General features: G+C 73.8%; 25 protein-coding genes. 14 read left to right on the top strand and 11 right to left on the bottom strand.

Annotation, left to right across the window (positions count from 1 at the left end):
• The 4 genes from QJS33_RS16285 to QJS33_RS16270 form a co-directional block, all read right to left on the bottom strand.
• The coding region (locus QJS33_RS16285; RefSeq protein WP_306368830.1) for a hypothetical protein at positions 1-494 on the bottom strand (494 nt) is incomplete at its 3' end.
• 61 nt (positions 495-555) lie between these two features.
• Positions 556-1,350 carry a TIGR00730 family Rossman fold protein gene (locus tag QJS33_RS16280; RefSeq protein WP_306368829.1) on the bottom strand — a complete coding sequence of 265 codons (795 nt, stop codon included), beginning with the start codon at positions 1,348-1,350 and terminating at the stop codon, positions 556-558.
• Positions 1,351-1,463: 113 nt separating this feature from the next.
• Complete coding sequence (gene dapE / locus QJS33_RS16275; RefSeq protein ID WP_306368834.1) at positions 1,464-2,528, bottom strand: succinyl-diaminopimelate desuccinylase; 1,065 nt, start codon at positions 2,526-2,528, stop codon at positions 1,464-1,466.
• Between the two features lie 448 nt (positions 2,529-2,976).
• Complete coding sequence (locus QJS33_RS16270) at positions 2,977-3,813, bottom strand: 2,3,4,5-tetrahydropyridine-2,6-dicarboxylate N-succinyltransferase (protein ID WP_306368828.1); 837 nt, start codon at positions 3,811-3,813, stop codon at positions 2,977-2,979.
• A gap of 188 nt (positions 3,814-4,001) precedes the next feature.
• Here QJS33_RS16270 and QJS33_RS16265 point away from each other — a divergent pair, with 188 nt between their 5' ends.
• Positions 4,002-4,871 carry a hypothetical protein gene (locus tag QJS33_RS16265; RefSeq protein ID WP_306368827.1) on the top strand — a complete coding sequence of 290 codons (870 nt, stop codon included), beginning with the start codon at positions 4,002-4,004 and terminating at the stop codon, positions 4,869-4,871.
• Between the two features lie 586 nt (positions 4,872-5,457).
• On the opposite strand, the gene dapC is transcribed toward QJS33_RS16265, so the two are convergent.
• Together dapC and fdxA are read right to left on the bottom strand one after the other, a co-directional pair.
• Entirely contained in the window at positions 5,458-6,564 is a 1,107-nt protein-coding gene (dapC, locus tag QJS33_RS16260; protein WP_306368826.1) for a succinyldiaminopimelate transaminase, read from the bottom strand.
• Positions 6,565-6,739: 175 nt separating this feature from the next.
• The gene (gene fdxA, locus QJS33_RS16255; RefSeq protein ID WP_220564930.1) at positions 6,740-7,060 is read right to left on the bottom strand and encodes a ferredoxin; all 321 of its coding nucleotides are present in this window, start codon (positions 7,058-7,060) and stop codon (positions 6,740-6,742) included.
• Between the two features lie 187 nt (positions 7,061-7,247).
• On the opposite strand from fdxA, the gene QJS33_RS16250 reads away from it, so the two are divergent.
• From QJS33_RS16250 to QJS33_RS16240, 3 genes are all read left to right on the top strand, one after another.
• Positions 7,248-7,505 carry a hypothetical protein gene (locus QJS33_RS16250; protein ID WP_306368825.1) on the top strand — a complete coding sequence of 86 codons (258 nt, stop codon included), beginning with the start codon at positions 7,248-7,250 and terminating at the stop codon, positions 7,503-7,505.
• 241 nt (positions 7,506-7,746) lie between these two features.
• Positions 7,747-9,102 carry a hypothetical protein gene (locus tag QJS33_RS16245; RefSeq protein ID WP_306368824.1) on the top strand — a complete coding sequence of 452 codons (1,356 nt, stop codon included), beginning with the start codon at positions 7,747-7,749 and terminating at the stop codon, positions 9,100-9,102.
• 120 nt (positions 9,103-9,222) lie between these two features.
• A complete protein-coding gene (locus QJS33_RS16240; RefSeq protein WP_306368823.1) occupies positions 9,223-10,254 on the top strand; it encodes a site-2 protease family protein in 1,032 nt (343 codons plus the stop codon).
• 31 nt (positions 10,255-10,285) lie between these two features.
• Here QJS33_RS16240 and QJS33_RS16235 read toward each other — a convergent pair whose 3' ends face one another.
• Entirely contained in the window at positions 10,286-10,807 is a 522-nt protein-coding gene (locus tag QJS33_RS16235; RefSeq protein WP_306368822.1) for a hypothetical protein, read from the bottom strand.
• Positions 10,804-11,670 carry an N-acetyl-1-D-myo-inositol-2-amino-2-deoxy-alpha-D-glucopyranoside deacetylase gene (mshB, locus tag QJS33_RS16230; RefSeq protein ID WP_306368821.1) on the bottom strand — a complete coding sequence of 289 codons (867 nt, stop codon included), beginning with the start codon at positions 11,668-11,670 and terminating at the stop codon, positions 10,804-10,806. Before mshB ends, QJS33_RS16235 begins: the two co-directional genes overlap by 4 nt.
• A gap of 125 nt (positions 11,671-11,795) precedes the next feature.
• Here mshB and QJS33_RS16225 point away from each other — a divergent pair, with 125 nt between their 5' ends.
• A complete protein-coding gene (locus QJS33_RS16225) occupies positions 11,796-14,006 on the top strand; it encodes a S9 family peptidase (protein ID WP_306368820.1) in 2,211 nt (736 codons plus the stop codon).
• 43 nt (positions 14,007-14,049) lie between these two features.
• Here QJS33_RS16225 and QJS33_RS16220 read toward each other — a convergent pair whose 3' ends face one another.
• Positions 14,050-15,897, bottom strand: a complete 1,848-nt coding sequence (locus tag QJS33_RS16220) for a serine/threonine-protein kinase (protein ID WP_306368819.1) — start codon at positions 15,895-15,897, stop codon at positions 14,050-14,052.
• 27 nt (positions 15,898-15,924) lie between these two features.
• Positions 15,925-17,577, bottom strand: a complete 1,653-nt coding sequence (locus QJS33_RS16215; RefSeq protein ID WP_306368818.1) for a serine/threonine-protein kinase — start codon at positions 17,575-17,577, stop codon at positions 15,925-15,927.
• Positions 17,578-17,752: 175 nt separating this feature from the next.
• Here QJS33_RS16215 and QJS33_RS16210 point away from each other — a divergent pair, with 175 nt between their 5' ends.
• From QJS33_RS16210 to QJS33_RS16190, 5 genes are all read left to right on the top strand, one after another.
• Positions 17,753-18,127 carry a DUF3054 domain-containing protein gene (locus QJS33_RS16210; RefSeq protein WP_306368817.1) on the top strand — a complete coding sequence of 125 codons (375 nt, stop codon included), beginning with the start codon at positions 17,753-17,755 and terminating at the stop codon, positions 18,125-18,127.
• Between the two features lie 47 nt (positions 18,128-18,174).
• Positions 18,175-18,564 carry a hypothetical protein gene (locus QJS33_RS16205; protein ID WP_306368816.1) on the top strand — a complete coding sequence of 130 codons (390 nt, stop codon included), beginning with the start codon at positions 18,175-18,177 and terminating at the stop codon, positions 18,562-18,564.
• Positions 18,565-18,586: 22 nt separating this feature from the next.
• Positions 18,587-19,276, top strand: a complete 690-nt coding sequence (locus QJS33_RS16200; protein ID WP_306368815.1) for a TrmH family RNA methyltransferase — start codon at positions 18,587-18,589, stop codon at positions 19,274-19,276.
• A gap of 44 nt (positions 19,277-19,320) precedes the next feature.
• A complete protein-coding gene (locus QJS33_RS16195) occupies positions 19,321-19,953 on the top strand; it encodes a GNAT family N-acetyltransferase (protein ID WP_306368814.1) in 633 nt (210 codons plus the stop codon).
• 81 nt (positions 19,954-20,034) lie between these two features.
• On the top strand, positions 20,035-20,673 hold the full coding sequence (locus QJS33_RS16190) for an N-acetyltransferase (protein ID WP_306368813.1): 639 nt from the start codon (positions 20,035-20,037) through the stop codon (positions 20,671-20,673).
• A gap of 74 nt (positions 20,674-20,747) precedes the next feature.
• Here QJS33_RS16190 and QJS33_RS16185 read toward each other — a convergent pair whose 3' ends face one another.
• Entirely contained in the window at positions 20,748-21,344 is a 597-nt protein-coding gene (locus tag QJS33_RS16185) for a TetR/AcrR family transcriptional regulator (protein WP_306368812.1), read from the bottom strand.
• Positions 21,345-21,434: 90 nt separating this feature from the next.
• Here QJS33_RS16185 and QJS33_RS16180 point away from each other — a divergent pair, with 90 nt between their 5' ends.
• Genes QJS33_RS16180 through QJS33_RS16165 form a run of 4 tightly spaced genes read left to right on the top strand, consistent with a single transcriptional unit; the run spans position 21,435 to position 24,293 of the window.
• Positions 21,435-22,967, top strand: a complete 1,533-nt coding sequence (locus QJS33_RS16180; protein ID WP_306368811.1) for an FAD-dependent monooxygenase — start codon at positions 21,435-21,437, stop codon at positions 22,965-22,967.
• Positions 22,964-23,659 (top strand): MBL fold metallo-hydrolase, encoded by a 696-nt coding sequence (locus QJS33_RS16175; RefSeq protein ID WP_306368810.1) that lies wholly within the window; start codon positions 22,964-22,966, stop codon positions 23,657-23,659. Before QJS33_RS16180 ends, QJS33_RS16175 begins: the two co-directional genes overlap by 4 nt.
• A 26-nt stretch (positions 23,660-23,685) precedes the next feature.
• A complete protein-coding gene (locus QJS33_RS16170) occupies positions 23,686-23,886 on the top strand; it encodes a toxin-antitoxin system HicB family antitoxin (protein WP_306368809.1) in 201 nt (66 codons plus the stop codon).
• A complete protein-coding gene (locus QJS33_RS16165; RefSeq protein ID WP_306368808.1) occupies positions 23,883-24,293 on the top strand; it encodes a type II toxin-antitoxin system death-on-curing family toxin in 411 nt (136 codons plus the stop codon). Before QJS33_RS16170 ends, QJS33_RS16165 begins: the two co-directional genes overlap by 4 nt.
• Positions 24,294-24,319: the final 26 nt, after the last annotated feature.

Here is a 24,319-nt window from a genome sequence, read left to right as displayed (position 1 = left end):
TAAGCGCCCTTGTCGGCGGTGGCGCCGATCGTGTCGCCCCGGGGGCCGTCGCCCGCGTCGGCGTCCCGGTCCGCGGTGTCGGCCCCGGAGTCCTCGGCGGCGGTCCGCCCGGTGTCCGCGTCCCCGGCGACCGGGGTGTCACCGGGCAGGTGCGAGCCCGGGGTGGGGCCGGTGCCCTGCGGGACGTAGGACGGGTCCAGGCGCGACAGCCGCCACTGGAGGTCCTCGATCCGCTCCTCGCGCTCGCGCAGGGTGGCGGTGAGCCGCAGCAGCAGCTCGTCCACCGCGCGCACGTGGTAGCCCCACATGGCCAGCGGCAGCAGCAGGCGGCCCAGTTCCGCGGCCTTCACCGGGCGGTCGGCGGACAGGTCGAGCGGGGGGTAGTCGGCCTCGAACCGGGCGAGGCGCCCGCCCTTGCCGAGCACGACGTAGACGACGCCGACGAGCACGGCCAGCGCGGCCGCGGCGACCAGGAAGAGGATGAGATAAGGCACGGCTCCGATCGTGCCACACCCGGCCGCCCGGCGGGAGCCGCGGGCGGCCGGAACCCGGGCGTCAGGAGCCGTCGGCCCGGGCGCGCTCCTGCTCGTCCTGTTCGCGGGCGATGTCCAGGTGCGCCTTCCGGATGATGCCCACGACGTCCGCGGGGTCGTCGACCACCCGGACCAGGTCCAGGTCGTGCGGCTTGATGAGCTCGTTCTCCAGCAGGCTCTCCCGGACCCACTTCTCCAGCCCGCCCCAGAACTCGGAGCCGACCAGCACCACCGGGAACCGGGTCACCTTGTTGGTCTGGACGAGCGTGGCCGCCTCGAACAGCTCGTCCAGGGTCCCGAATCCGCCGGGCAGCACCACGAACGCCTGGGAGTACTTGACGAACATGGTCTTGCGCACGAAGAAGTAGCGGAACGTCATCCCCATGTCGATGTAGGGGTTGAGGGACTGCTCGAAGGGCAGCTCGATGCCCAGCCCCACGGACAGCCCGCCGGCCTCCTTGGCCCCCTTGTTGGCGGCCTCCATCATCCCGGGGCCGCCCCCGGTGATGGTGGCGTAGCCCGCCTCGGCGAGCCTGGCGCCCATCTGGACGCCGAGGTCGTAGTAGCGGGTGCCCGGCTTGATGCGGGCCGACCCGAACACGCTCACCGCCGAGGGCAGCTCGGACAGGAGGCCGAAGCCCTCCACGAACTCCGACTGGATGCGCAGCACCCGCCAGGGGTCGGTGTGCACCCAGTCGACGGGACCGCGCCGGTCCAGCAACCGCTGGTCGGTGGTGGTGCCCGGGATGGACTCGCCACGATAGGTGAGGGGTCCCGCGTTCCTCACCCGCTCTTTTCCATGTGCTTCTTCCGTCATGGCCTAAAGCTATCCGCGCCGGGCCGGATCACACCTGAACCGGACGTGGACCGGTGATGACCACCAGTGGCCATCACCGCGTCCTGGGGCGGGCCCGCCCCAGGTCAGAGGGGTCAGCGGGCCCCGGTGAGCCAGGCGACCATGCGCTCCTCCGCCTCCCGGATGCGGGGGATCTCGGCGTACTCGTCGCGGGTGTGGGCGAGTGTCGGGTCGCCGGGGCCGTAGTTGACGGCGGGCACGCCCAGCTCGGAGAAGCGCGACACATCGGTCCAGCCCAGCTTGGCGCGGGCCCGCCCCTCCCCCACCGCGTCGACGAACGCGGCCGCCGCCGGGTGGTCCAGTCCGGGGCGGGCGGGGGCGGCGGCGTCGGCCAGGCGCACCTCGAACCCGTCGAAGACCTCCCGCAGGTGCGCCTCGGCGCCGGCCACCGACAGGTCCGGGGCGAACCGGTAGTTGACCCTGACCACGCACTCGTCGGGGATGACGTTGCCGGCGACCCCGCCCTCGATGAACACCGCGTTGAGGCCCTCGTGGAAGCGCAGGCCCTCCACCTCGGGCTCGCGGGGGGTGTAGGCCCGCAGCACGTCCAGGATCCGCCCCGCGCCGTGGATGGCGTTGACGCCCATCCAGGACCGGGCGCTGTGGGCGCGCTCGCCCTTCGCCACGACCTCGACCCGCATGGTGCCCTGGCAGCCGCCCTCGATGACGCCGTCGGTGGGCTCCATGAGGATGGCGAAGTCCCCGGCCAGCCACCGGGGGTGGTCGCGCGACAGCCGCAGCAGGCCGTTGCGCTCGGCGTCGACCTCTTCGTTGTCGTAGAAGACGTAGGTGACGTCGTGCACGGGCTCGGCGACCAGGGCGGCCAGCTTGAGCTGGACGGCGACCCCGGCCTTCATGTCGGAGGTGCCGCAGCCGTAGAGGCGGTCGCCGTCGACGTGGGAGGGGACGTTGTCGACGATGGGCACGGTGTCGATGTGACCGGCGATGACGACGCGGCGCTCACGGCCCAGGTCGGTGCGGGCGACGACGGCGTCGCCGTCGCGGGTCACCGTCAGGTGGGGCAGCGCCGACAGAGCGCGTTCGATCCCGTCGGCGAGGACCTTCTCGGTGCCGCTCTCCGAGCGGATGTCCACGAGGGCGGCGCAGAGGTCCGCGACGTCCGAGGTCAGGTCGAGCATGAGGGCGTCCCCGTCTTCCGTGGTCGTGGTGTGCGGCGCGGGCGCGTGCACCGGCACGGCCCTGCGCCTCACCACCCTAGGTGCAACGACCGTGGAGGTCGGTAGCACCCAGCCCACCTGACACACGTGGAGAGGGCCTCCGGTATCGGTGTGGACCGCGGCATCTCCACCGGCCACCGGAAGGCCCCCGGTGTCCCGCACCACCGACGCCGACGACCGCCTCACACCCGCCGGCCGCCCGGCCCCGGCCCGCTGCGCGGTCGAGGACGGATGGCCGCTGCGCCGGGCCGGCCCTCGCCGGCCGTCCTGCGAGAGATCGCCTCGCGGCCGCTCCCCGGACTCGGCGCAAGTACCGGACCGCACGAGGGCATCCGCCGAACACGCCCTGGAACGGAAGCGGGGCGCCCTCCGGGTGGGAGGGCGCCCGTGCGGGACCTCGGGGCGCGGGTCAGGCGTTGACGCCGTGCTCGCGGAGGAGGTCGTTGAGGGCGAGCTTGTCGTGCTCCTGGCCCTCGGCGAGCCGCTTGAGGACGAGCAGCACCGGCATGCCGAAGTCGCCGCCGGGGAAGCTCTTGACCCGGTTGGCGGTGACGCACACCGACCAGGCCGGGGCCTGGCCGCGTTCGAGCTCTTCACCGGTCTCGGCGTCGAACACACGGGTGGACGAGGTGAGGATGGTGCCCGCGCCGAGCTTGGCACCGGTGCGCACCCGGGCGCCCTCGACGACCATGCTGCGCGAGCCCAGGAAGGCGTCGTCCTCGATGATCACCGGGGAGGCCTGCGGCGGCTCCAGGACGCCGCCGACGCCCACGCCGCCGGACAGGTGGACGTTCCTGCCGATCTGCGCGCAGGAGCCGACCGTGGCCCAGGTGTCGACCATGGTGCCGGAGTCGACGTAGGCGCCGATGTTGGTGAAGGACGGCATGAGGACGACGCCCGGGGCCAGGTGGGAGCCCCAGCGGGCGATGGCGCCGGGAACGACGCGGACACCGTCGAAACGGGTCTTCAGCGGCATGCGGTCGTGGTGGTAGAAGTCGCCGACCTGCGACTTCTTCATGTCCAGGACCTTGAAACCGAGCAGGATGGAGCGCTTGGCGCGCTCGTCGACCACGACCTCGTCGGTGGCGGGGTCGACGAAGGCCACCCGGGCCTTGCCCTCGTCGATCTGGTCGATGGCGGAGGTGATGGTCTCGCGCGCCTCGGCGTGGTCCGGGGTCAGTTCGGAACGCTGCTCCCAGAGTTCGTCGATCCGGTCGGGCAGCGGGCTGGAGTAGGAGCTGGTCATGGGTTCCACGTTAGTAGTTCCCGGGGGATCCCCCGGCCCCGGGCTCCCCGGTCGGCGTGCCCGCGCGGACGCGGCCGAAGCGCGTCCGGGGCCGCGTTGACTACAATGCGCCCGAAGCGCCGCACGGCCCGCCTACCGGGAATGGCGCAGACCACTTTGCCCCTTGTTCCCTAACCGATGGTCGTCCGTTGCCAAAGCGCCGTAGATTCTCAGCGTTCGTCAAGATCCTGTTCGCGCTGTTCGTCGTTTGTGGGGCCCTCGTCGCCGGGGGCTACTACGTGCTGACCCGTGTGGACCCGATCTCGACCGAGCCCGACCCCGAGACCCTGTGCCGTCTGGACCTGTCCGACGGCGAGTACTCGATGAAGGTCGAACAGGCCGTGAGCGCGACCACCGTCGGCGGGGTGGCGTTCAGCATGGACCTGCCGCCGGAGGCCGTGACCGTGGCCTACGCCACGGTGTGGCAGGAGACCGCGTTCTACAACCTGGAGTACGGCGACCGGGACTCGCTGGGCCTGTTCCAGCAGCGCCCCTCGCAGGAGTGGGGCGACCCGGAGGACATCCTCGACCCGGTGTACTCCAGCCAGGCCTTCTACGACGCGCTGGTGGAGGTCGAGGGCTGGGAGACCAGGCCGGTGTTCGAGGCCGCCCAGGCGGTGCAGCGCAGCGCCGACGGCTTCGCCTACGACCAGCACGAGAACCTGTCGCAGCGGATGGGCGAGGTGTTCACCGGCACCCGCGGCCCCGGGCTGACCTGCTGGTACGACCCTGAGACCCTGGCCTCGCTCACCGGGGGCGAGGCCGACGTGGCGGGCGCGGAGCAGGAGCTGGAACGCGTGTTCGGGGTGGCGCCCGCGGCGCTGACCGACACCCCGGAGTCGGCCACCGGCGACCGCGGCTGGGCGATGGCCCTGTGGGCGGTCGCCCACGCCGAGGAGTACGGCCTGACCTCGGTCACCTACAACGACCGCGTATGGCGCGCCTCCGACGGCACCGACGGCGCGGCCGAGTGGCAGAGCGGTGTCTCCGACACCCGGGGCGAACTCGTCCTGGGCTGACCGTGAGGACGTGCGGTGGCTTCTCCGACGGGTCCGACTCACGGGCCGACCGACGCCGACCGGCCGTCTGCCACGGGATTCGTCGGCCCGCGAGGTCTACCGCGTCCTCATGCGGTCGATCCGCACCACCGGCACCGGCCAACGGATCACACGGAGCGACGCCACTGAAGCCGATCGGCATTCATAGGAGTCTCCCGGGACCGGCCGGGAACGGCCGACCGGGGTGCGGGTGTCAGATTCGCGATGCCCGCCACACCCTCGGGCGGCCTGGCCGCGGCCGGTCTCTTGCCGGTCTCGTCCTGGAGTTTCGATGTCGTGGTGGTTCTCGGCCCAGTCGTCACCGATCAGTGGCAACGCGATCCCCCTGTCCGGGTGATGGTGGTGCAGCCCGCGGGAAGCGGCGCGCGGCCCAATGGATCCAGTGCTCACACCCCGCAAAGAGGCGAGCACGCCACCCCATCAGCGGGCCGGGAACGGCCGCCCGGCAGGGGCACGGTCCGACACCAGGACTCGACTGCTTCTGGCGGAGGCAGTGCTCACCTGCCGGCGGCCACGGAACCGAGTCTCACCGACCCGGCACATCCCATCAGGCGGACAGGCGGGCGGCGGCGGCCCCGACCCGCTCGTCGGTGGCGGTGAACGCCACACGGACGCTGCCGTTGCCGGTGGGCCCGTAGAACTCGCCCGGCGCGACGAGGACGCCGCGCTCGGCCAGGTGCTCCACCGCGCCCCAGGCGTCGTGGTCGGGGTGGGAGGCCCACAGGTACAGCCCCGCCTGGGAGTGGTCGATCCGCCAGCCCGCGCCGGTGAGGGCGGCGCGCAGCCGGTCCCGGCGGGCGCGGTAGCGCTCCTTCTGCTCCAGGGCGTGCGCGTCGTCGTCCAGGGCGGCGCCCATGGCGGCCTGGACCGGGGCGGGCACGATCATCCCCGCGTGCTTGCGCACCGCCAGCAGCTCCTGGACCAGCGCGGTGTCACCGGCGACGAACGCGGCGCGGTACCCCGCCAGGTTGGAGCGCTTGGACAGGGAGTGCACGGCGAGCAGGCCCTCGTGGGAGCCGTCGCTCACGTCCGGGTGCAGGATCGAGACCGGGGCCTCGCCCTCCCAGCCCAGATCGAGGTAGCACTCGTCGGAGGCGACGATCACGCCGCGCTCGCGGGCCCAGGCGACGACCTTGCGCAGGTGCGGCACGCCCAGGACCCGGCCGGTCGGGTTGCTCGGCGAGTTCACCCACAGCAACCGCACCGGGGCCGGGCCCAGGGCGGTCAGGCCGTCGGCCGCCACCGGGGTCGCCCCGGCCAGGCGGGCGCCGATGTCGTAGGTGGGGTAGGCCAGCTCGGGGTGGACGACGGTGTCGCCCGGACCCAGCCCGAGCAGGGTGGGCAGCCAGGCGACGAGTTCCTTGGAGCCGACCGTCGGCAGCACGCCCTCCTCCGGGACGCTCACTCCGTGGCGGCGCTCCAGCCAGCCGGTGATGGAGGCCCGCAGCGCCGGGGTGCCCCAGGTCAGCGGGTACCCGGGACTGTCGGCGGCGGCGGCCAGCGCGGCGCGCAGGCCCGGCGGCACCGGGTCCACGGGGGTGCCCACGGACAGGTCGACGATGCCGTCGGGGTGATCCGCGGCGATCTTCTTGTACGGGGTCAGCCGATCCCACGGGAAGGTGGGGAGCCGGTCCGTCACGGGCCGCCGGGTCATCTCGCGTCTCCATCGGGTCGTCCGGGCCGTCGCGGCCCGGGGGCGGGGTTTGAACACGCATCGCGCCGACCCCCCCCCGGTGACGGGGGGATCGGCGCGATGGCGGTGCGATCGCGCGCGGGGACGCCCTCTGCGCCACGGAGACGCACCGGCGAGCGATCGGAACGGGCCGGGGCTACTCCGCCTGCGGCGGCAGCTTGGCGACGAGGGGGTGGTCGCGGTCGATCTTGCCGACCTTGGAGGCGCCGCCCGGGGAGCCGAGGTCGTCGAAGAACTCGACGTTGGCCTTGTAGAAGTCCGACCACTGCTCGGGCAGGTCGTCCTCGTAGTAGATGGCCTCGACCGGGCAGACCGGCTCGCACGCACCGCAGTCAACGCACTCGTCCGGGTGGATATACAGGCTGCGCTCACCCTCGTAGATGCAGTCCACGGGGCACTCGTCGATGCACGCCTTGTCCATCACATCAACACAGGGCTGCGCGATGACGTAGGTCACGTCGTACTCCTTGATCTCACCCCCGCGTTCCCACGGGGGAGGCGGGGACCTCGCAGAGACGTCCGTCGGGCACGGTCCGGCGTGCGGGCGCCCGGGACCGTGCTCCCGGCCTCTGCGAACGATTGGCACAGATGTCGTGGTCCTAGTATGGCGGCGAAGCGAAGTCGTCGCACATTCGGGGGGCGCGTTGCACATGGCGGGTCGCCTGGTCCACCGGATCACCCGGGAGGACACGGGCAACAGGGTCTCCATCCGAATCCACCTCCCCGACGGGGGTTTCACCGATATCGTCGGAGTGCTGGAGTCATGGGACGACGGTGTGCTGACCGTGCGCCGGCGCGACGGCCGGGAGGCGCGCGTCGAGGAGTCGTCCATCGTCGCCAGCCGGGTCGTTCCCGACGTCCCCCCGCGGCGGGGCGGTGCGGCCTCCGGGCGCACCCCGTGACGGGTGTGCGGCGGCCGCGGGCACCCCGCGCGTCCAGGGTGTGCGCCGGGCGAACGCACGTGCATGTCGCGTCCGCCGGGAGGCATTCTTCGGCCCCACCTGGGTAGGACAGGCTCAGTCCCGACGGCCGCCCCCTGGCGTCGGCGACCACGCAGTACCGCGAAGTACCGCGCCCCCGACGGCACCCCCCGGCGGACACGCGGGCGTCAACCACGGGGTTTCGGGGAGGTCGGCGCCGTCCATGGGTGAAGCAGTAGCGTCCGCGCTCGCCGAGCTGGCCCGGCGCGACGGGCGATCGGCCGAGATGGCCCGGCAGGCCCTGGACACGCTGGCTCCGGGCAACGATCTGGAGAGCCTCAACCAGCACACCGTCCAGCGGTTCTGCTGGTTCGAGCTGCCGGCCCGTTTCTCCCGGACCGACCGGGCGGCCGCGCTGCGCGCCCTGGGCACGCTGTTCTCGCTGCTCCAGCTGCACCGGTACGCGCAGATCTGCTCGGCCCCGGCCACCACCCACCTGCTGTCGGTCCACGACAGGGACCACGGCGCCGGGGTGGCCGTGTACGAGCGGATGATGTGGGAGTCCGGGGTGGAGCCGCCGGACCTGCCCGAGCTGACCTGGGGGACCGTGGTCGGCGACGCCGAGATCCGGGCCCGGCAGGAGACCGCCTCGGCGCTGGAGCTGGCGATCGTGCTGGGCGACGTGCGGCCCGGCAAGCAGGGCTGGCGGCACGCCCAGGAGCGGTTCACCCGGTCCTTCCTGACCCGGCCCGACGACCGCGGGCTCAGCCACCTGGACCGGATCCGCGAGGAGCGGGTACGGGCCTGGCTGTCCTCGCCCGCCCACCCGCACCGCCGGCACCTGTGGCCGCTGGTGGGCCGGATCATCGCCGGCGCCGACGTGCCGCGCACCGCCGACACCACCATGGCGCCCCTACAGCGGCTGCTCGACCTGGCCGAGGACGGGATCGCGCTCACCCAGATCGGCTACATCTCCCCCGGTGTGGTGCGGTCGATGTGCGAGGACTTCGGCTGGCGCACCTCCCCCGAGCCGCCGCGCAGCGAGACCGACGCCACCCAGCTGATCGCCCTGCACCAGATGATGCGGGGGATGCGGGTGGTGCGCCGGTCCGGCCGCCGCCTGGTGCTGACCCGGCGCGGGCGCCAGCTCCGCGCCGACCCCGAGGAGATGTGGCGGGCCGCCACCGAGACCCTGTGCCGCACCGGCGGCCCCGAACAGGCGGCCGCCGAGACACTGCTGGGCATGCTGCTGTCGCGCACCCCGCAGGGCAGCGGCTCGCACTCCCGGCCCGGGGAGTCGGACATGATCACCGCCGAGCGCCTGCTCACCGGGTCCGGGTGGACGCCGCCCGAACCGCAGAGCCCGTCGGGGCGGCACGCCGCCTCCCACCGGCGCACCGCCGAGGCCGCCTCCGACCAGGTGCGGGCCATGGTGATGTCGGTGAGCTGGCTGCTGGACGCGCTGGGCCTGCTCACCGAGGACGACGGCTGCGGCCACCGGGAACTGACCGCCGCGGGCCGGGTGTTCGCGCTGGCCAGCCTGCACAAGTCGGCGGTGGCGCCGCGCGCGGTGGTCTGACCGGCGGCCCGGCGCAAGGGCGCGGGAACGGCGCTCCGCTGCCGGGCACCCGCTGCGGACCGGTGCCCGGCAGGGCCTAACCTGGAGCGCGGACAACCCCGCGCGACCAGCAGGAGCATCATGCCCACGCCCGAACCGGCCCCGGGGTCGGAGCCGACCGACGCGCCCGACACCCCGCGCACGGACGCCGCCGACCCCTGGGAGCGCATGCCCGAGGACGCCCTCAACCGTCCGGAGCTGGCCGAGCGCGGACCCGGGACCGGGGCGCCGGTCAAGGACACCGGGAAGGCCGACGGGCAGAAGGACGGGAAGGACGCCGCAGCGGCCCCCCGCACCGGGGACGGGGAGCGGACCGGGGGCGTGTTCGACTTCCTGCCCAGTCCGGTTTTCGTGCTGGTGCTGGGCCTGACCGTGTTCGCCGGATGGCTGTCCTGGCGGGCCGTGGAGCTGGACTGGGCCCCCGAGAACACCGGTGTCACCCCGCTGATCCCGCCGTTGTTCATCCTGTTGGGCTGGATCGTCTCCTGCGCCGTGCACGAGTACGCCCACGCGCTCGCCGCGCACCTGGCCGGCGACCGCTCCCAGCGGGGCGGCGCCTACCTGCGCCTCAACCCGCTGGGGTTCCGGCACGCCTTCGCCGGGACCGTGCTGCCCGCGCTCTACCTGGGCTTCGGTGCCTTCGGCCTCAACGGGCCGCCCGCGTTCGTGGCATGGGACCGGATCCCGCGGGGCCGGCGGGTGCCGGTCGCGCTGGCCGGGCCGCTGGCGAGCCTGGTGCTGTTCGCCGCGCTGGCCGTCACCGTGTCGATCCTGGTACCGCCGGGCAACGACACCACCAACTGGGCGATCTCCGCGCTGGCGTTCCTGGCCTTCCTCAACCTGACCTCGGCGGTGATCAACCTGCTGCCCGTCCCCGGCCTGGACGGCTTCGAGGTGCTCGCCGCGGCCCTGCCCGACCGGCCGTGGGTGTCCACCGCCCGGGTGAACGCGCTGTTCGGTTCCGTGGCGGTGTTCGCCGTCCTGTGGTTCCCGGCCGTGCGGGACCTGTGGGTGGGTGCGTTCTACACCCTGTTCCGGACCGTCATGCCCAACCCGACGTTCGAGGGCACCGTGTTCCTGGGCGAGCTGCTGCTCCAGTTCTGGAACGCCTGAGCCACGGGGCCGCCGGGGCCGGCGGGCGTGGTCAGGACCGGTCGCTCTTCGGGGCCGGGGGCGGTCCGGCCGGGAAGGGGTTGCCGCCCTCCCGGACGCCGCGCACCACCGCGATCGCCAGCACCACCATGGACCCGAAGAGGTAGCCGTAGTGGAGCAGGTGGTCGGTCAGTACGATGTCGCCGCCCGGCATGTACATGGTGAGCACCATGGCCACGGCCATGAAGCCCAGGGCGAAGGCCACCCCGCCCGAGACACCGCGGGTGCCCCACGCGCACAGGCGGCACAGGCCGTACAGGGCCCCCAGCAGTGCCACCAGCCCCACCGCGCCCAGAACCTGGGCGGGGGTCCCCGCCTCCCAGTAGCGGGTCAGCCAGCCCGCTCCGGTCGCCGACAGCAGCCCGGCCGCCGCCCCCGCCGCCACGAGCACCGGGAAGGTGACCGCGGCCACCACCGTCGTCAGCACGGGGTCGTCCTGTCCGGGCGCCTCGTAGCGGGCCGGGTCGGCCCCCTCCACCGGGGCGGGGCGGGCGCCGCCCGCACCCGCGCTCACAGGCCCTCGAAGAGGTCGGTCTCGAACTCTCCGGCCGAACGGCGCGGGGTCGGTCCGAGCAGGAGGGTGAAGTACTCCACCGCGGTGATCTCCTGGGCGATGTCGTTGGACAGGGCGAAACGCTCGCCGTCCACGGTGATCTGGGTGGCGTGGGCGCGCATCGCCAGCGCCTTGGCCGCCCAGTGGTCGGTGGCGTCGATCCGGGTGGTGACCAGCTCGTCCGGGGTGCCCCGGGCGATGTCGGACACCGCGCCGGGCGGGGTGAACGGCCCCGCCTCCTCGTTGAGCCGGGCGATGGACGCCTCGATCACCGACACCGGCTGGGCGATCGCGTACAGCTTGCGGACCTGCCACGGGGTGCCGGGCATCGACCGCTCGCCCGCCTTCACGCAGGCGCGCCGGGTGACCCGGTGGGCCTGGATGTGGTCGGGGTGGCCGTAGCCGCCGTGCTCGTCGTAGGAGACCAGGACGTGCGGGCGGACCTCCCGGACGATCTCCGCGAGCAGGCGGGCGGCCTCCTCGACGTCGGCGTTCCGGAACGCCTCGGGGCGCTCGGCCGAGGGCGTGCCCGCCATCCCGGAGTCGCGGTAGCGCCCGGCGCCGCCCAGGAACCGGTGGTCGCGCACTCCCAGGGAGACGCAGGCCTTGTCCAGCTCACCGACCCGGTGGTCGCCGAGGGTGTCGTCGCGGTCGGCCGTCAGGTGCGCGAGGTCGGCGGGGATGACCTCGCCCTCCTCGCCCAGGGTGCAGGTCACCAGGGTGACCCCGGCACCTTCGGCCGCGTACTTCGCCAGTGTGGCCCCGGTGACGATGCTCTCGTCGTCGGGGTGGGCGTGCACCATCATGAGTCGTCTGTCGGTCACCACGTGGTGAACAATACCGGCCGCATGCCCGCGATCCCGCCCGAACGGCCAGGTGGAGCGCGGACCCGGGGCGCTCGTCCACAGGGGCCGAGCGGGAACCGGAGATGTGGGACACAATCGGACCCATGAGCTTTCCTCGCCAACAGGCACGTACCCAGCGCTTCACCATCGGCGTCCCGCGCTCCTTCGAGGTGTCCCCGGACGGTCGGCGCATCGCCTTCCTGAGAGGGCGCGACGGCATCGACACCGCCACCTGCCTGTGGGTGCACGAGGCGGAGGAGGGCACCGAGCACGTGGTCGCCGACCCGCGCGCGCTCGGCGCCGACGACGAGGACCTGCCGCCGGAGGAGCGGGCCCGCCGGGAGCGGCTGCGCGAGAGCGGCGGCGGCATCGTGTCGTACACGGTGGACCAGGCGTTCACCCGCGCCGTGTTCACCCTGTCCGGCCGCCTGTTCTACGTGGACCTGGTGGGCGACCGCACCGAGCCGCGCGAACTGCCCGCCGCCACCCCGGTGGTGGACCCGCGGATCGACCCCGCGGGCGACCGGGTCGCCTACGTCAGCGGCGGGGCGCTGCGGGTCATCGACATCGCCGACGCCGAACCCGACCACGGCGACCGGGCGCTGGCCTCCCCCGACGGCGACGACGTCACCTGGGGCCTGGCCGACTTCATCGCCGCCGAGGAGATGGGCCGCTACCGCGGGTTCTGGTGGGCGCCCGACGGCTCGGCGCTGCTGGCCGCCCGGGTGGACGAGTCCCCGGTGGGCCGCTGGTACGTGGACGACCCGGCCGCCCCCGAGCAGGAGCCCACCGAGCTGCGCTACCCGGCGGCCGGCACCGACAACGCGCAGGTGCGGCTGGCCGCCCTCCCGGTGGCCTCCTCCGCCGCGTTCCGCCGGGAGGGCGCCCCCGAGCCGGTGTGGATCGACTGGGACCGGGAGGCGCTGCCCTACCTGGCGACCGCCGGGTGGACGACCGGCCCGGACGGCTCCCCCACCGTGGTGTTCACCGCGCAGAGCCGCGACCAGCGCACCCTCACCCTGTTCGGCGCCGACCCGGCGACCGGGCTGGCCATGGAGACGCGCACCGAGACCGACGACGTGTGGGTCGAGCTGATGCCGGGCGTACCCGCCCACACCGACAGGGGCGACCTGGTGTGGATCGGCCGCGAGGGCGGGGCCGGCGAGCGCCGGGTGTTCGTGGGCGGGCACGCCGTCAGCCCCGCCGACGTGTACGTGCGCGGTGTGGTGGACGTGGACGGCGACCGGATCCTGTACTCGGGCTCCCCCGCCGACCGGCCCGGCGACGTGTCGTTGTGGCTGGTGGACCTGGGCACCGGGCTCTCCGCCCCGATCGAGCTGCCCGGGCACGGCTGCTCGGTGTCGGCCGACGCCCACGCGCACAGCGGTCTGCGTTCGGGGCGGCTGCGCGGCGACACCCTGGTGGTGCAGCACCGGTCGATGGAGTTCCCCGGGGTGCACACCCTGGTACTGCGCGAGGTGAGCACCGAGACCCGGCGCGCCCACGGGTCCATCGAGAGCTGCGCCGAGACCCCGGACCTGCCGGAGCCGCGGGTGGAGTTCTGGCGGGCGGGCGAGCGGGGCATCCCGTGCGCACTGGTGCTGCCGTCCTGGTACCGGGACGACCTGCGCCCGCTGCCGGTGCTCATGGCGCCCTACGGCGGCCCGCACGCCCAACGGGTGCTGCACGCGCGCGGCGCGTTCCTGACCGCCCAGTGGTACGCCGAGCAGGGGTTCGCGGTGCTCATCGCCGACGGCCGCGGCACCCCCGGCATCGGCGTGGAGTGGGAGCAGGAGATCCACCTGGACCTGGCCTCGGGGGTGCTGGAGGACCAGGTCACCGCGCTGCGGGACGCCGCGGAGCGGTTCGGCTGCCTGGACACCTCCCGGGTGGGGATCCACGGGTGGTCGTTCGGCGGCTACCTGTCGGCGCTGGCGGTGCTGCGCCGCCCGGACGTGTTCCACGCCGCGGTGGCGGGCGCCCCGGTCATCGACTGGCGGCTGTACGACACCCACTACACCGAGCGGTACCTGGGACTGCCCCAGGACGACCCGGGCGTGTACGAGCGCAGCTCACTGCTGGAGGACGCGGCCAAGCTGGAGCGGCCGCTGATGTTGATCCACGGCCTGTCCGACGACAACGTGGTGTTCGCCCACACCCAGCGGATGTCCTCGGCGCTGCTGGCGGCGGGGCGCAGGCACACGGTGCTGCCGCTGTCGGGGGTGACCCACTCGCCGTCGGACCCGACGGTGTCGGAGAACCTGATGCTGCTCCAGGTGGAGTTCCTCAAGGACTCCCTGCGCGGCGAGGCCTGACGGTCCGGTGCCGGGCGCCCGCGGGCGCCCGGCACCGGGACCACTACCCCGGGTAGGCCTCATCGGCGCCGGCCGCGATCTCCGACTCGTCGGGGACCGCGATCTCCACGGGCTGTCCGAAGACGAAGGCGATCCGCTCGTACTCGGCGTCCTCCTCGAACTCCCCGAAGGACGCGTAGGACTGGAAGTGCTGGAGGCGCCCGTCCTCGTCCACCCAGAGGTCGAAGGTCACCTCGGTGTCCTGGCCCATGACCTCGGCGGGCGCGGTGCCGGTGTAGTGGTGGCCGCTGCGGCCGGTCACGTCGTACGCGGCCAGCAGCTCCTCGGGGTAGTCCTCGAAGGGGGTGTCCGTCACCCCCTGGTAGGCGATGTCGGCCTCCTCGGACAGCACCTCCTCCACCGCGGCCAGCGCCTCCTCCCACCGCCCGCTCGGGTCGCCCTCCGGGTCCTGGGGGCCCGGGCGGTAGAAGTCGCCCTCGACCACTCCGGCGAGGTGGGAGTCGGTGCGGGCCAACACGTCGTCGGGCCCCTCGCCGATGTGCAGGGTGAAGAAGGTGGCCGGCCCCGCGTACTCGACCAGCTCCAGGACGGGCTGCGGGTCCTCGGTGTACCGCAGGGTCACGTTCGCCGAGCTCTCGATGGTCTCGGCGGACCTCGCGAGGTGGCTCACGTAGAACTCCGGCGCCTCCTCCGCCAGGGCGAGGGCCTCGGTGGTCACGGCGGCGACGTCCCCGGGGTCCCGGGTGATCGCGGGCTCGGCGGATTCGGTCGGTTCCGACGACGCGGCCCCCGGGTCCCCACCGGCCACCGGGTCCCCGCCTTCGCCGTCCTCCCCACCGCTGTGGCGGACGATGAGGAACGCCGCGACGAGCGCCGCCGCCAGACCGGCGGCCCCGGCGGAGAGCAGGAGCGCGCGCCGCGGCCTGCGGATCCGCTGCGGGACGCCGGCGGTCACGCCGCGCCATTCGACGGCGAGCATGGCGGGCACCACGCGGGTGGGGTCGGAGCCGGAGACCGGCGGGGCGTCGACCCGGGTGGCGCTCCACGCCCCGGTCACCTCGGCCAGGGCCTGCGCGGCGGTGGGCCGGTCGGCCGGGTCCTTGGACAGGGCGCGGCGCACCGTGGGCAGCAGCTCCGGGGGCACCCCGGTCAGGTCGGGCTCCTCGGTGCGGGTCCGATGGATCACCACCTCCACCGGGCCGCCCGCGAAGGGGTCGCGCCCGGTGGCCGCGAACGCCACCAGGCAGGCCCAGGCGAACACGTCGGAGCGTTCGCCGGCCGGAACGCCGTTGTACTGCTCCGGCGCCATCCAACCCGGGGTGCCGAACAGGCCGCCGGTGCGGGTCAGAGCGGTGCCGTCGGTCGCCCGGGCGATACCGAAGTCCAGCACCTTGGGCCCGCTCGGCGACAGGATGACGTTGCCGGGCTTGAGGTCGCGGTGCACCACCCCCGCCGCGTGGATCGCCACCAGGGCCTCGGCCAGACCCGCGGCCAGGGAGACCGCCATCCCCCCGGTGAGGGGGCCGTTCTTCCGAACGTGGACGCGCAGGGTGTCACCGGGCACGTACTCGGTGGCCATCCAGGGCGCCTCGGCGTCGGTGTCCGCCCCGAAGTAGGCCGCGGTGCAGGTGGCACTCACACTCGCGACCAGGGAGACCTCGCGGGCGAACCGGGCCCGGAAGTCCGGGTCGGCGGCGTACTGCGGGTGGACGACCTTGACCGCGGCGCAGGCCCCGGCCTGGTCGATCCCCGCGTAGACGGCGCCCATGCCGCCCGCTCCGATGCGGCCGACCACCCGGTAGGGGCCGATCCGGTCCGGATCAGTGGCGGCGGGAGGGGTCGCCCCCGGGGGCAGGCTGTCGTCGCCGAAGGGACGGGGGTCGGGGTTCAACGGGCGGTCTCCTCTGTGCGGGGGTGGTCAGGAAGGGGTGGTGGCGCATCCCTCGGGCAGGCCGGCGGCGAGGTCGGCACGACCCAGGTGCGGGGAGCCCGGATAGGGGTCGTGCAGGTGCGTGTCGAAGTCGGGGTCACCGACACAGAAGCCCCCGGGCTGGTCCACCGGGGCCCGGCGGTCCTCGTCGAGCGCGGTCTCGGGCAGGTAGTAGACCAGTTCCCCAGGGCCGCCGAAGAAGGTCACCTGGAACTCCGCCACGGGGTTCTGCGGGTCCGGCTCCGCCAGTACCCCGGCGCTGGTGGGCCTTTCGAAGGCGAGGTACCCGTCGCCCGGCGCGAGCTCGTCGACCCAGGCGAAGTCCCGGCCGTGCAGTTGCAGCGACCCGAAGTCCGGCAGGTACTCCGCCCGGACCTCGACCCGGGCGGTGGCGCTGTGCTGGCTCGATCCGGTGAAGGTGATCCGGAGCTGGTCGAGGGTGGTGCCGTCGGTCCCGACCAGGGAGTGGACGACGGCCGGTTCGGTGTCGGCGTCCGCCGTGACGACCACGGTGCCGTTCTCGTAGAGGTCGCGGTACTCCTCCGGGACGTCGTCGGGGGTCGTTTCCCCGGCGGGTCCGCCCCCGGCCGCGGACCCCTGCGCGGGATCGGCCGAGGGGTCCTGCGCGGCGGGGCCGCCCGCGGCTCCCCCGCCGGCCGGGTCGTCCGGGGGCAGGAGGGCGGAGGCGGTGGCCGTGGTGACGGCGACCGCCGTCGCGGCGGCGGCCACCGCCAGGACGCGGCCGTGGCGGCGCGCCCAGGGCCGACGGGGCGGGGCGGCCCGCACCCAGGAGTCCGGGACGGTGTCCACGGGCGGGAGCACCGCCGCCCAGGGACCGACGGTGAGATCGGGCAGGGCCGCGGCCGCCTCGGCGGCGGAGGGCCGCCGGGCCGGGTCCTTGTCCAGGGCGGCGGCCAGAACCGGGCGCAGCGGGTCGGGGACGCCGTCGAGGACGGGCGGGGCGGACAGCACCGCCGAGATCACGCCCTCCCCGGTGCCCGAACCGAACGGGCCCCGGCCGGTGGCGGCGAACACCGCCATGCACGCCCAGGCGAACACGTCGGAGCGTTCGGTGGCGATCTCCCCCCGGTACTGCTCGGGGGCGATCCACCCCGGGGTGCCCACCAGGGCCCCGGTACGGGTCAGCGCGGTCTCCTCCGCGGCACGGGCGATACCGAAGTCCAGGACCCGGGGCCCGTCCGGGGACAGGATGACGTTGCCGGGCTTGAGGTCGCGGTGCACCACGCCCACGGCGTGGATCCCGGCCAGGGCCCGGGCGGTGACGCGGGCGAAGTCGGCGAGGAACCCGGCGGGCAGCGGGCCGCCGCCGCGCACCCGGGCGTCCAGGGTGGGGCCGGGCACGTACTCGGTGGCCAGCCAGGGGACGTCGGCACGGGTGTCGGCGGCCAGGAAGCGCGGCACGCCCTCGCCCCGGACACGGCGCACCAGCCGGACCTCGCGGGCGAAGCGGTCCCGGAAGTCCGGGTCGGCCGCGTACATCGCGTGGACGAGTTTGAGGGCGGCGCGCCGGTCGCGGTCGTCCAGGGCGGCGTACACGGTGCCCATGCCGCCGGCGCCGAGGCGGCCGACGATCCGGAAGGGGCCGACCGCGCGGGGGTCCCCGGACTGCACGGGGGACACGCCGACAGGGCCCGGCCGGTGGGGCGTCGGGGGATGGTTCACGGGAACGTCGGTCCTCGCTCGGTGCCAGGGGGTGGGGGTCACCTTCCGTGACCGCCCCTTACGATACCGAGTGCCGGAAAAAGGTTCTCGGGGCCGCCGGGGGATCGCGCGGAGGCGGTCGTAACCTGGGCCCATGCGTTCGTATGCGGCTCCCCTGGCCCTGGTGGCCGACCTGGTGTGCGTCCTGGTGTTCGTCGTGATCGGCAGGACCGACCACGGGACCGGTACCGCGGTCGGGGCGGTGCTGTCGACCGCGTGGCCGTTCCTGGCCGCCGCACTGCTGGGGTGGGCGGTGTCCCGGGCCTGGCGCGCACCGGCGGCGCTGTGGCCGACGGGGGTGTCCGTGTGGGTGATCACCGTGGTCGGGGGCATGCTGGTGCGGCGGATCATCGGCGAGGGGACGCCGCTCTCCTTCGTGATCGTCACCTCGCTGTTCCTGGCCGCGGTGATGCTCGGCTGGCGGGCGGTCGCACTCCTGGTCACGAGAGGGCGACAGCACGCCGCCTGATCGGCCAGACTGGGGGGTGTCCCGCCCCCGGCGAGAAGGAGCCCCCCGTGGCCGACCCCATCACCATCGCCCTGGCCACCGCCGTCGTCACCGGTGTGGCCGGCACGATCTCCGAGCACGCGAGCGAGGCCGTCAGCGAGGGGCTGAAGCGGTTGCAGCGGGCCGTCTTCAAGCGGTTCCGCGGCGACGACGCCGCCCAGGAGGCCATGGACGAGGCGCGCCTCTCGCCGCAGGACCCGGCGGCGATGGGGACACTGGCCGAATTCCTGGAGCGGGCCGCGGCCGCGGACCCGGAGATCGCCGACCTCATGAACCGGCTGGGCACGTACGTCGGGCAGGACGGCGAGGGCAACACGACCAACCGGATCCACGGCGACGTGAGCGACCGGGCCAAGGTCGTGCAGGCGCGGGACGTCCAGGGGGACATCCACCTGTAGGGGGTACCTAAGCTGGGGTGCGATGAACGAGAACCCCGGCACCCCTGACGAGGACGAGACGCGCGAGGTCGGCGTCGGCCCCTGGACGGGGCCCTGGCCCGAGGGCGACCACTACGACCCCGAACTGCTGGCGGGCGGCGACCGGCGCAACGTCGTGGACCGCTACCGCTACTGGCGGCGGGAGGCGATCGTCGCCGACCTCGACACCGTCCGGCACCCCTTCCACGTCGCGGTGGAGAACTGGTCCCACGACTTCAACATCGGTTCGGTGGTGCGCACCGCCAACGCGTTCGGCTGCGCCGCCGTGCACATCGTGGGACGGCGCCGGTGGAACCGGCGGGGGGCGATGGTCACCGACCGCTACCAGCACGTGCACCACCACCCGGACACCGGGGCGCTGGTGGCGTGGGCGCAACGGCGGGAGCTGCCGCTCATCGGCATCGACAACCTGCCCGGCGCGGTGCCGCTGGAGACCTATCCGCTGCCGCGGGACGCGGTGCTGGTGTTCGGCCAGGAGGGCCCGGGGCTGTCGGAGGAGGTGCGCTCGGTGTGCCGCGCGGTGCTGTCGATCGCCCAGTTCGGGTCCACCCGGTCGATCAACGCGGGGGCGGCCGCGGCGATCGCGATGCACGCGTGGGTACGGGCTCATGTCTTCGACCAGAAGGTGCCGGAAACGGTCACGCCCCCGACGGCTCCCGTGACGCATTCGTGATCTAACATGGCCGGGTAGACGACCCCCTCTTGGAGAGCCCACGTATGACTGCGAGCGTGACCACCGGTTCCCGAGCCGCGACGCCGGACGACGTGCCCGGAGTGGCGCGCGTGCTGAGCCGCGCCCTGTACGACGACCCCCTGTTCGAGTGGCTGTTCCCCGACCTCGAACTGAGGATGGCCCGGACCCGGCGCATGTTGGCGCTGACCGCCGGGTTCGGCTACGTGCCCTTCGGTGACACCCGGGTCGTGGAGGTGGCCGAGGAGGGCGCGGACCCCGTGATCCGCGGCGCCGCACTGTGGGCCCCCTACACGACCAACCCCGAGGGCCGCCTGGTGTCGCTGCGCATGTGGCCGCACTGGGGGCAGCTGCTGGGGCGGGCCCGGGCGGCGGGGTTCGTGCGGGTGTTCGCGGAGTGGAAGATGGCCGCCCCGCAGGAGCCGCACCTGTACCTGGCGGCGCTGGGCGTGGACCCGGCAATGGCCGGAACCGGCCTCGGCGGCGGGTTGCTCACCGCGGGCCTGGACCGTGCGGACTCCGAGGGCCAGCCGGTCTTCACCCAGACCCTCAACGGGAAGAGCCTGGGCTTCTACGAGCGCTTCGGCTTCCGGACGGTCGGCGAGGCGTCCGTCCCGGACGCGGGGACGAGCTGGTTCCTGCGGCGCGACCCCTCCTGAGTGCGCTCGGGGCCGGACGCGCTGCCCATCCGTGATCTTCCCGTGACCTACCATGGGATGCCGAGGGAGAGGGACACCACCATGACCAGTACGCTCACGCGCACCGTGCGCACCGCCACCATGGACGACCTGCCGGGGGTGGCGCGCGTCCTGGGCCGTGCCTTCCATACCGACCCGCTGTTCCTGTGGCTGTTCCCCGACGACATGCGGCGTATCGCGCAGGGCACCCGGGCCGGCGCCCTGCTGGCCGGCTTCACGTACATCCCCCCGGGGTACTCCACCCTCGTCGAGGCCCGGGAGGACGCCGACCGCGGACCGGTGATCCGGGGTGCCGCGCTCTGGGAGCCGCCGAGCGGGGAGGGCCGGGGCCCGGCCGCCGCCCTGCGCTCCCTGCCGCACTGGCTGGAGCTGGTGGGCCCGGCACGGTTCCCGAGAGTGCTCCGCTACTTCGCCGAGCTGGCCGCGCACGCGCCCCGGGAGCCGCACTGGCACCTGCACGTGCTGGGCGCCGACCCGGCGGTGGGGCGTTCGGGGGTCGGGTCCATGCTGCTGAACGCGGGCCTGGAGCGGGCCGACGCCGACGGCGCCCCGGTGTACCTGGAGACGATGAACCCGGCCAACCTGGGCTACTACGAGCGGTTCGACTTCCGGGTCGTGCGGGTGCTCAACGACTCGCGTTACCCGTCGACCTACTGCCTGCTGCGCGACTCGGCGGCCTGAGCGCCCGGCAGCCGCACGGCGCTCTCACGCAGCGCGGCCACGGCGCACGATGAGGGGCCGCCGGGGCAGGGGGCTCAGGGGGCGAGGAGACCGCCCACGAGGGCGCTCGCGCCGCGGCCGTAGTCGGCCGCGGTGACCTCGGGGTCCCAGGCCCGCTGGAGGATGAACCCCTGCACGATGCCGAGCGCCACGCGGGCCACCGCGTGCGGGTCGACGTCCTCGGAGACCTCCCCCGCCGACCGGGCGAGGTCGACGCGCTCGCGCAGGGCGTTGAGCACGTCCTCGACCCCCTCGCGCAGGGCCGCGCCCAGAGCCGGGTCGCGCAGGGCCTCGCCCCAGGCCTGGACCGCCAGGCGGGCCCGGTCGTCGGCCCGGTCCAACGCCTCGATGGCGGCCGGCAGCCCGGCCACGAGTTCTGGGAGGGACCGCCCCCTCCCGACGGACGAGCGCACCGCCCCGCCGACGGCCGTGACCGCGTCCAGGGAGATCGCGACGATGATGTCGTGCTTGCCCCGGAAGTAGTGGTAGACGGCCCCCGGGGACAGACCCGCCTCGGCGATCACGTCCCGCATGGACGTGCGGTGGAACCCCTCACGGGCGAAACACGTGGCGGCCGAGGAGAGGATGTGCTCGCGGCGCTCGGCCAGATAGGCCTCGGTGACTCGTGGCATGCCCTCATCATAGAACGAACGTTCGGTCTTGACAGACACCCGCCCCGGAGGGAAGCTAAAAAAGAACGAACATTCGATTTAGGAGGTCTCGTGGACACCGACGTCCTCATCGTCGGGGCCGGTCCGACCGGACTCGCCCTCGCCGCACGGCTCGACCACCTCGGGGTCGCGGTCCGGATCATCGACAGGCACGCGGGCGTCCTGGAACTGACGAAGTCCGCCGCCCTGCACGCCCGCACCCTGGAACACCTGCGCGATCTCGGCCTGGCCGACGCCGTCCTGTCCGAGGGTCGGCGCGTCGACGTGCTGTGCCTGCGGACCGGGCACCGCGACCGCGTCGCGGTGGACTTCCGCACGCTCGCCGACACCGCCTATCCGTTCATGGTCGACATCCCGCAGGCCCGGACCGAACACCTGCTCATCGATCTGCTCGCGGAGCGGGGTGTGCGGGTGGAGCGCGGTACGGAGTGCACCGGCCTGGAACAGGACGCCGACGGGGTCAGCGCCACGGTCGTCACCGACGGCCGAGCGGCCACCGTCCGCGCGCGGTGGCTGGTCGGCTGCGACGGAGCCCGCAGCACCGTGCGCGAACTCCTCGGGATCGAGCGCGTGGGCGCGCCCTACGCCGACGACTGGGTGCTGTGCGACGCCGACGTCGACTGGCCGCTGCCCCGCAACGAGATGACCTTCTCCGGCGACACCGAGGGCATCTTCGGCGTCTTCCCGCTCCCGGGCGAGCGCCGCTACCGGCTGGCCTACACCGCCACCCCGGGTGTGGAGCCGGACCTGCGCGACGCGCAGAACGCCATGGCCCGCACCGGCATCGAGGGCACGATCCGCTCCGTCGACCAGTTCTGGACCTTCTCGCTGGCGCACGAGCAGTCCGTCCGGTACCGCGCCGGGCGCGTCTTCCTGGCCGGGGACGCCGGGCACGTCCACACGCCCTTCGGCGGTCAGGGCCTCAACCTCGGCGTGGGCGACGCGATGAACCTGGCCTGGCGGCTGGCCGCCGCCGCGCACGGCACCGCCGACGCCCTGGACGCCTACGAGGCCGAACGCCACCCCGTGGCCGCCCAGGTCATCGCCTTCACCCACCGCGGCGCGCAGATGATGCTGCTGCGCGGCGACCCGCGCCGCCACGTGCGCGACGCGGCCCTGACCCTGCTGCGGACGTCGCCGCGCGCCCGGCGCGCGCTGGCCCGGCGCTTCTCCCAACTCGACCACGGCTACCGGCGGGTCCCGGGCAACAAGGGCCGCGTGCGCGGCCTGGCGGGCGGCGACCGGCTGCCGGACCCGGCGTTCTTCGACGGGTGCGCGAACCGCTCCCGGCGCCTGCACGACCTGCTGCCGCCCGACCGCCACACCGTCCTGCTCACCGACGCGGCCCAGGCCGAGGGGCTGTCCGTGCCCGAGTCGGTCGCGGTCCGCCTGATCACACCCGACTGGGCGCGGGCGGTCTCAGCCGGCACCGTCCCGACCGCGCTGGACCGGGGACGGGAGGCGGCCCGGCTGTACGGCGCCGCCTATCTGGTGCGCCCCGACCGGCACATCGCCTACGCCGGACCGGCCGCCGGGCTGCCCTCGGCCCTGGCCCCGCTCGCGCGTCTCGGGCAGGTCCGATGAGGTCCCCCGTCGTCGCGCTCCCGCTCGGCGCCTCCACCGCCTACGCGGTGCGCGGCGAGCGCACCGTCCTGGTCGACACCGGATTCGCGGGTGGGGAGAGGCGGTTGCTCGGCCGCCTCGCCCGCGCCGGGGTGGACCCGGGGTCGGTCTCGCTCGTGGTGCTGACGCACTGCCATCCCGACCACGCGGGCGGCGCGGCCCGGCTCGCGCGCGAACTCGGGGTCCCGGTGGCGGTCCACGAGGCGGAGGCGCACTGGGCGGAGTCGGGGAGCAGCGTGTTCTACGACCCCCTGAACGCGTTCGGGCGGCTGCTCGCCCGCACACTGGACCCGCGCTTCCCGGCGTTCACCCCGGACGTGGTCCTGGCCGACGGCACGGCTCTGGACCGCTACGGTGTGCCGCTCGACGTCGTGCACACCCCGGGCCACACTCCCGGGTCGATCACCCTGCTGCACCGCGAGAGCGGCGACGCCCTGGTCGGGGACCTGCTGGCCGGAAGCATGGTGCGACGCGACCGGCCGGGGCTCCCCTTCCTCGCCCAGGACATGACACGGCTTCGGCACAGCGTGCACCGCCTCCTCGGAGAGGGTCCCCGGCGACTCCGTTTCGGCCACGGCCGCCCGGCCTCCCTGCCAGCGTCCCGCGGCCGGATCGAGAAGGTCGCCCGCCCACCCGAAAGGCCCATCCACTGATACCACTTCTTGGTACCATCCGGGGCATGAACATGCACCTGCGCCTACCCGACGATGTCCACGCCCGGTTGAAGGCCGCCGCCGAAGAGGACGGCAACAGCACGAACGCCGAGGCCGTCATCGCCATCACCGACTACCTCGCGCGTCGGCAGACCGCCCGGGTACGCGAGCTGGCCCGGGAGATCGCCCGGGAGGACGCCGAACTGCTGGCCAGGCTGGCGGAATGAGCGTCGACCGCCCGATCTATCTCACCAGGGAAGATCTCCTCGCCCTCGTCGAGGACAACCTTCCTCCATCGGTGACGCTTCGGGATCCCGGGCAGCTCCATACGGCCGTCCTCCGACCGCAGGCCTCCGCGTTCCGCGAAGACGCCTACCCGGACCTGTGGGAGAAGGCGGCGGCCCTGATGCAGTCCGTTCTCATCGGCCATCCGCTGTCCGACGGGAACAAAAGGCTTGCCTGGCTGTCCGCCAAGGCCTTCCTCCGGTACAACAGGCAGAGCTTCCCCCCTGTCGACACCGCGGCCGCCTACGACCTGGTCATCGCGGTCACGACCGGCGCCCTCGAAGATATTCCGGCCGTCGCCGATCGGCTCCGCGAACTCGCAGAGACCGGGAGGCAGCTCCGGGAATGAGCGAGGGCCGCCCTCCCGAAGGAGGA

This window comes from Nocardiopsis sp. CC223A (genome assembly GCF_030766825.1).
In the GTDB taxonomy this organism is placed as follows: Bacteria; Actinomycetota; Actinomycetes; order Streptosporangiales; family Streptosporangiaceae; genus Nocardiopsis.
This window is presented reverse-complemented; position numbering and strand designations above follow the sequence as displayed.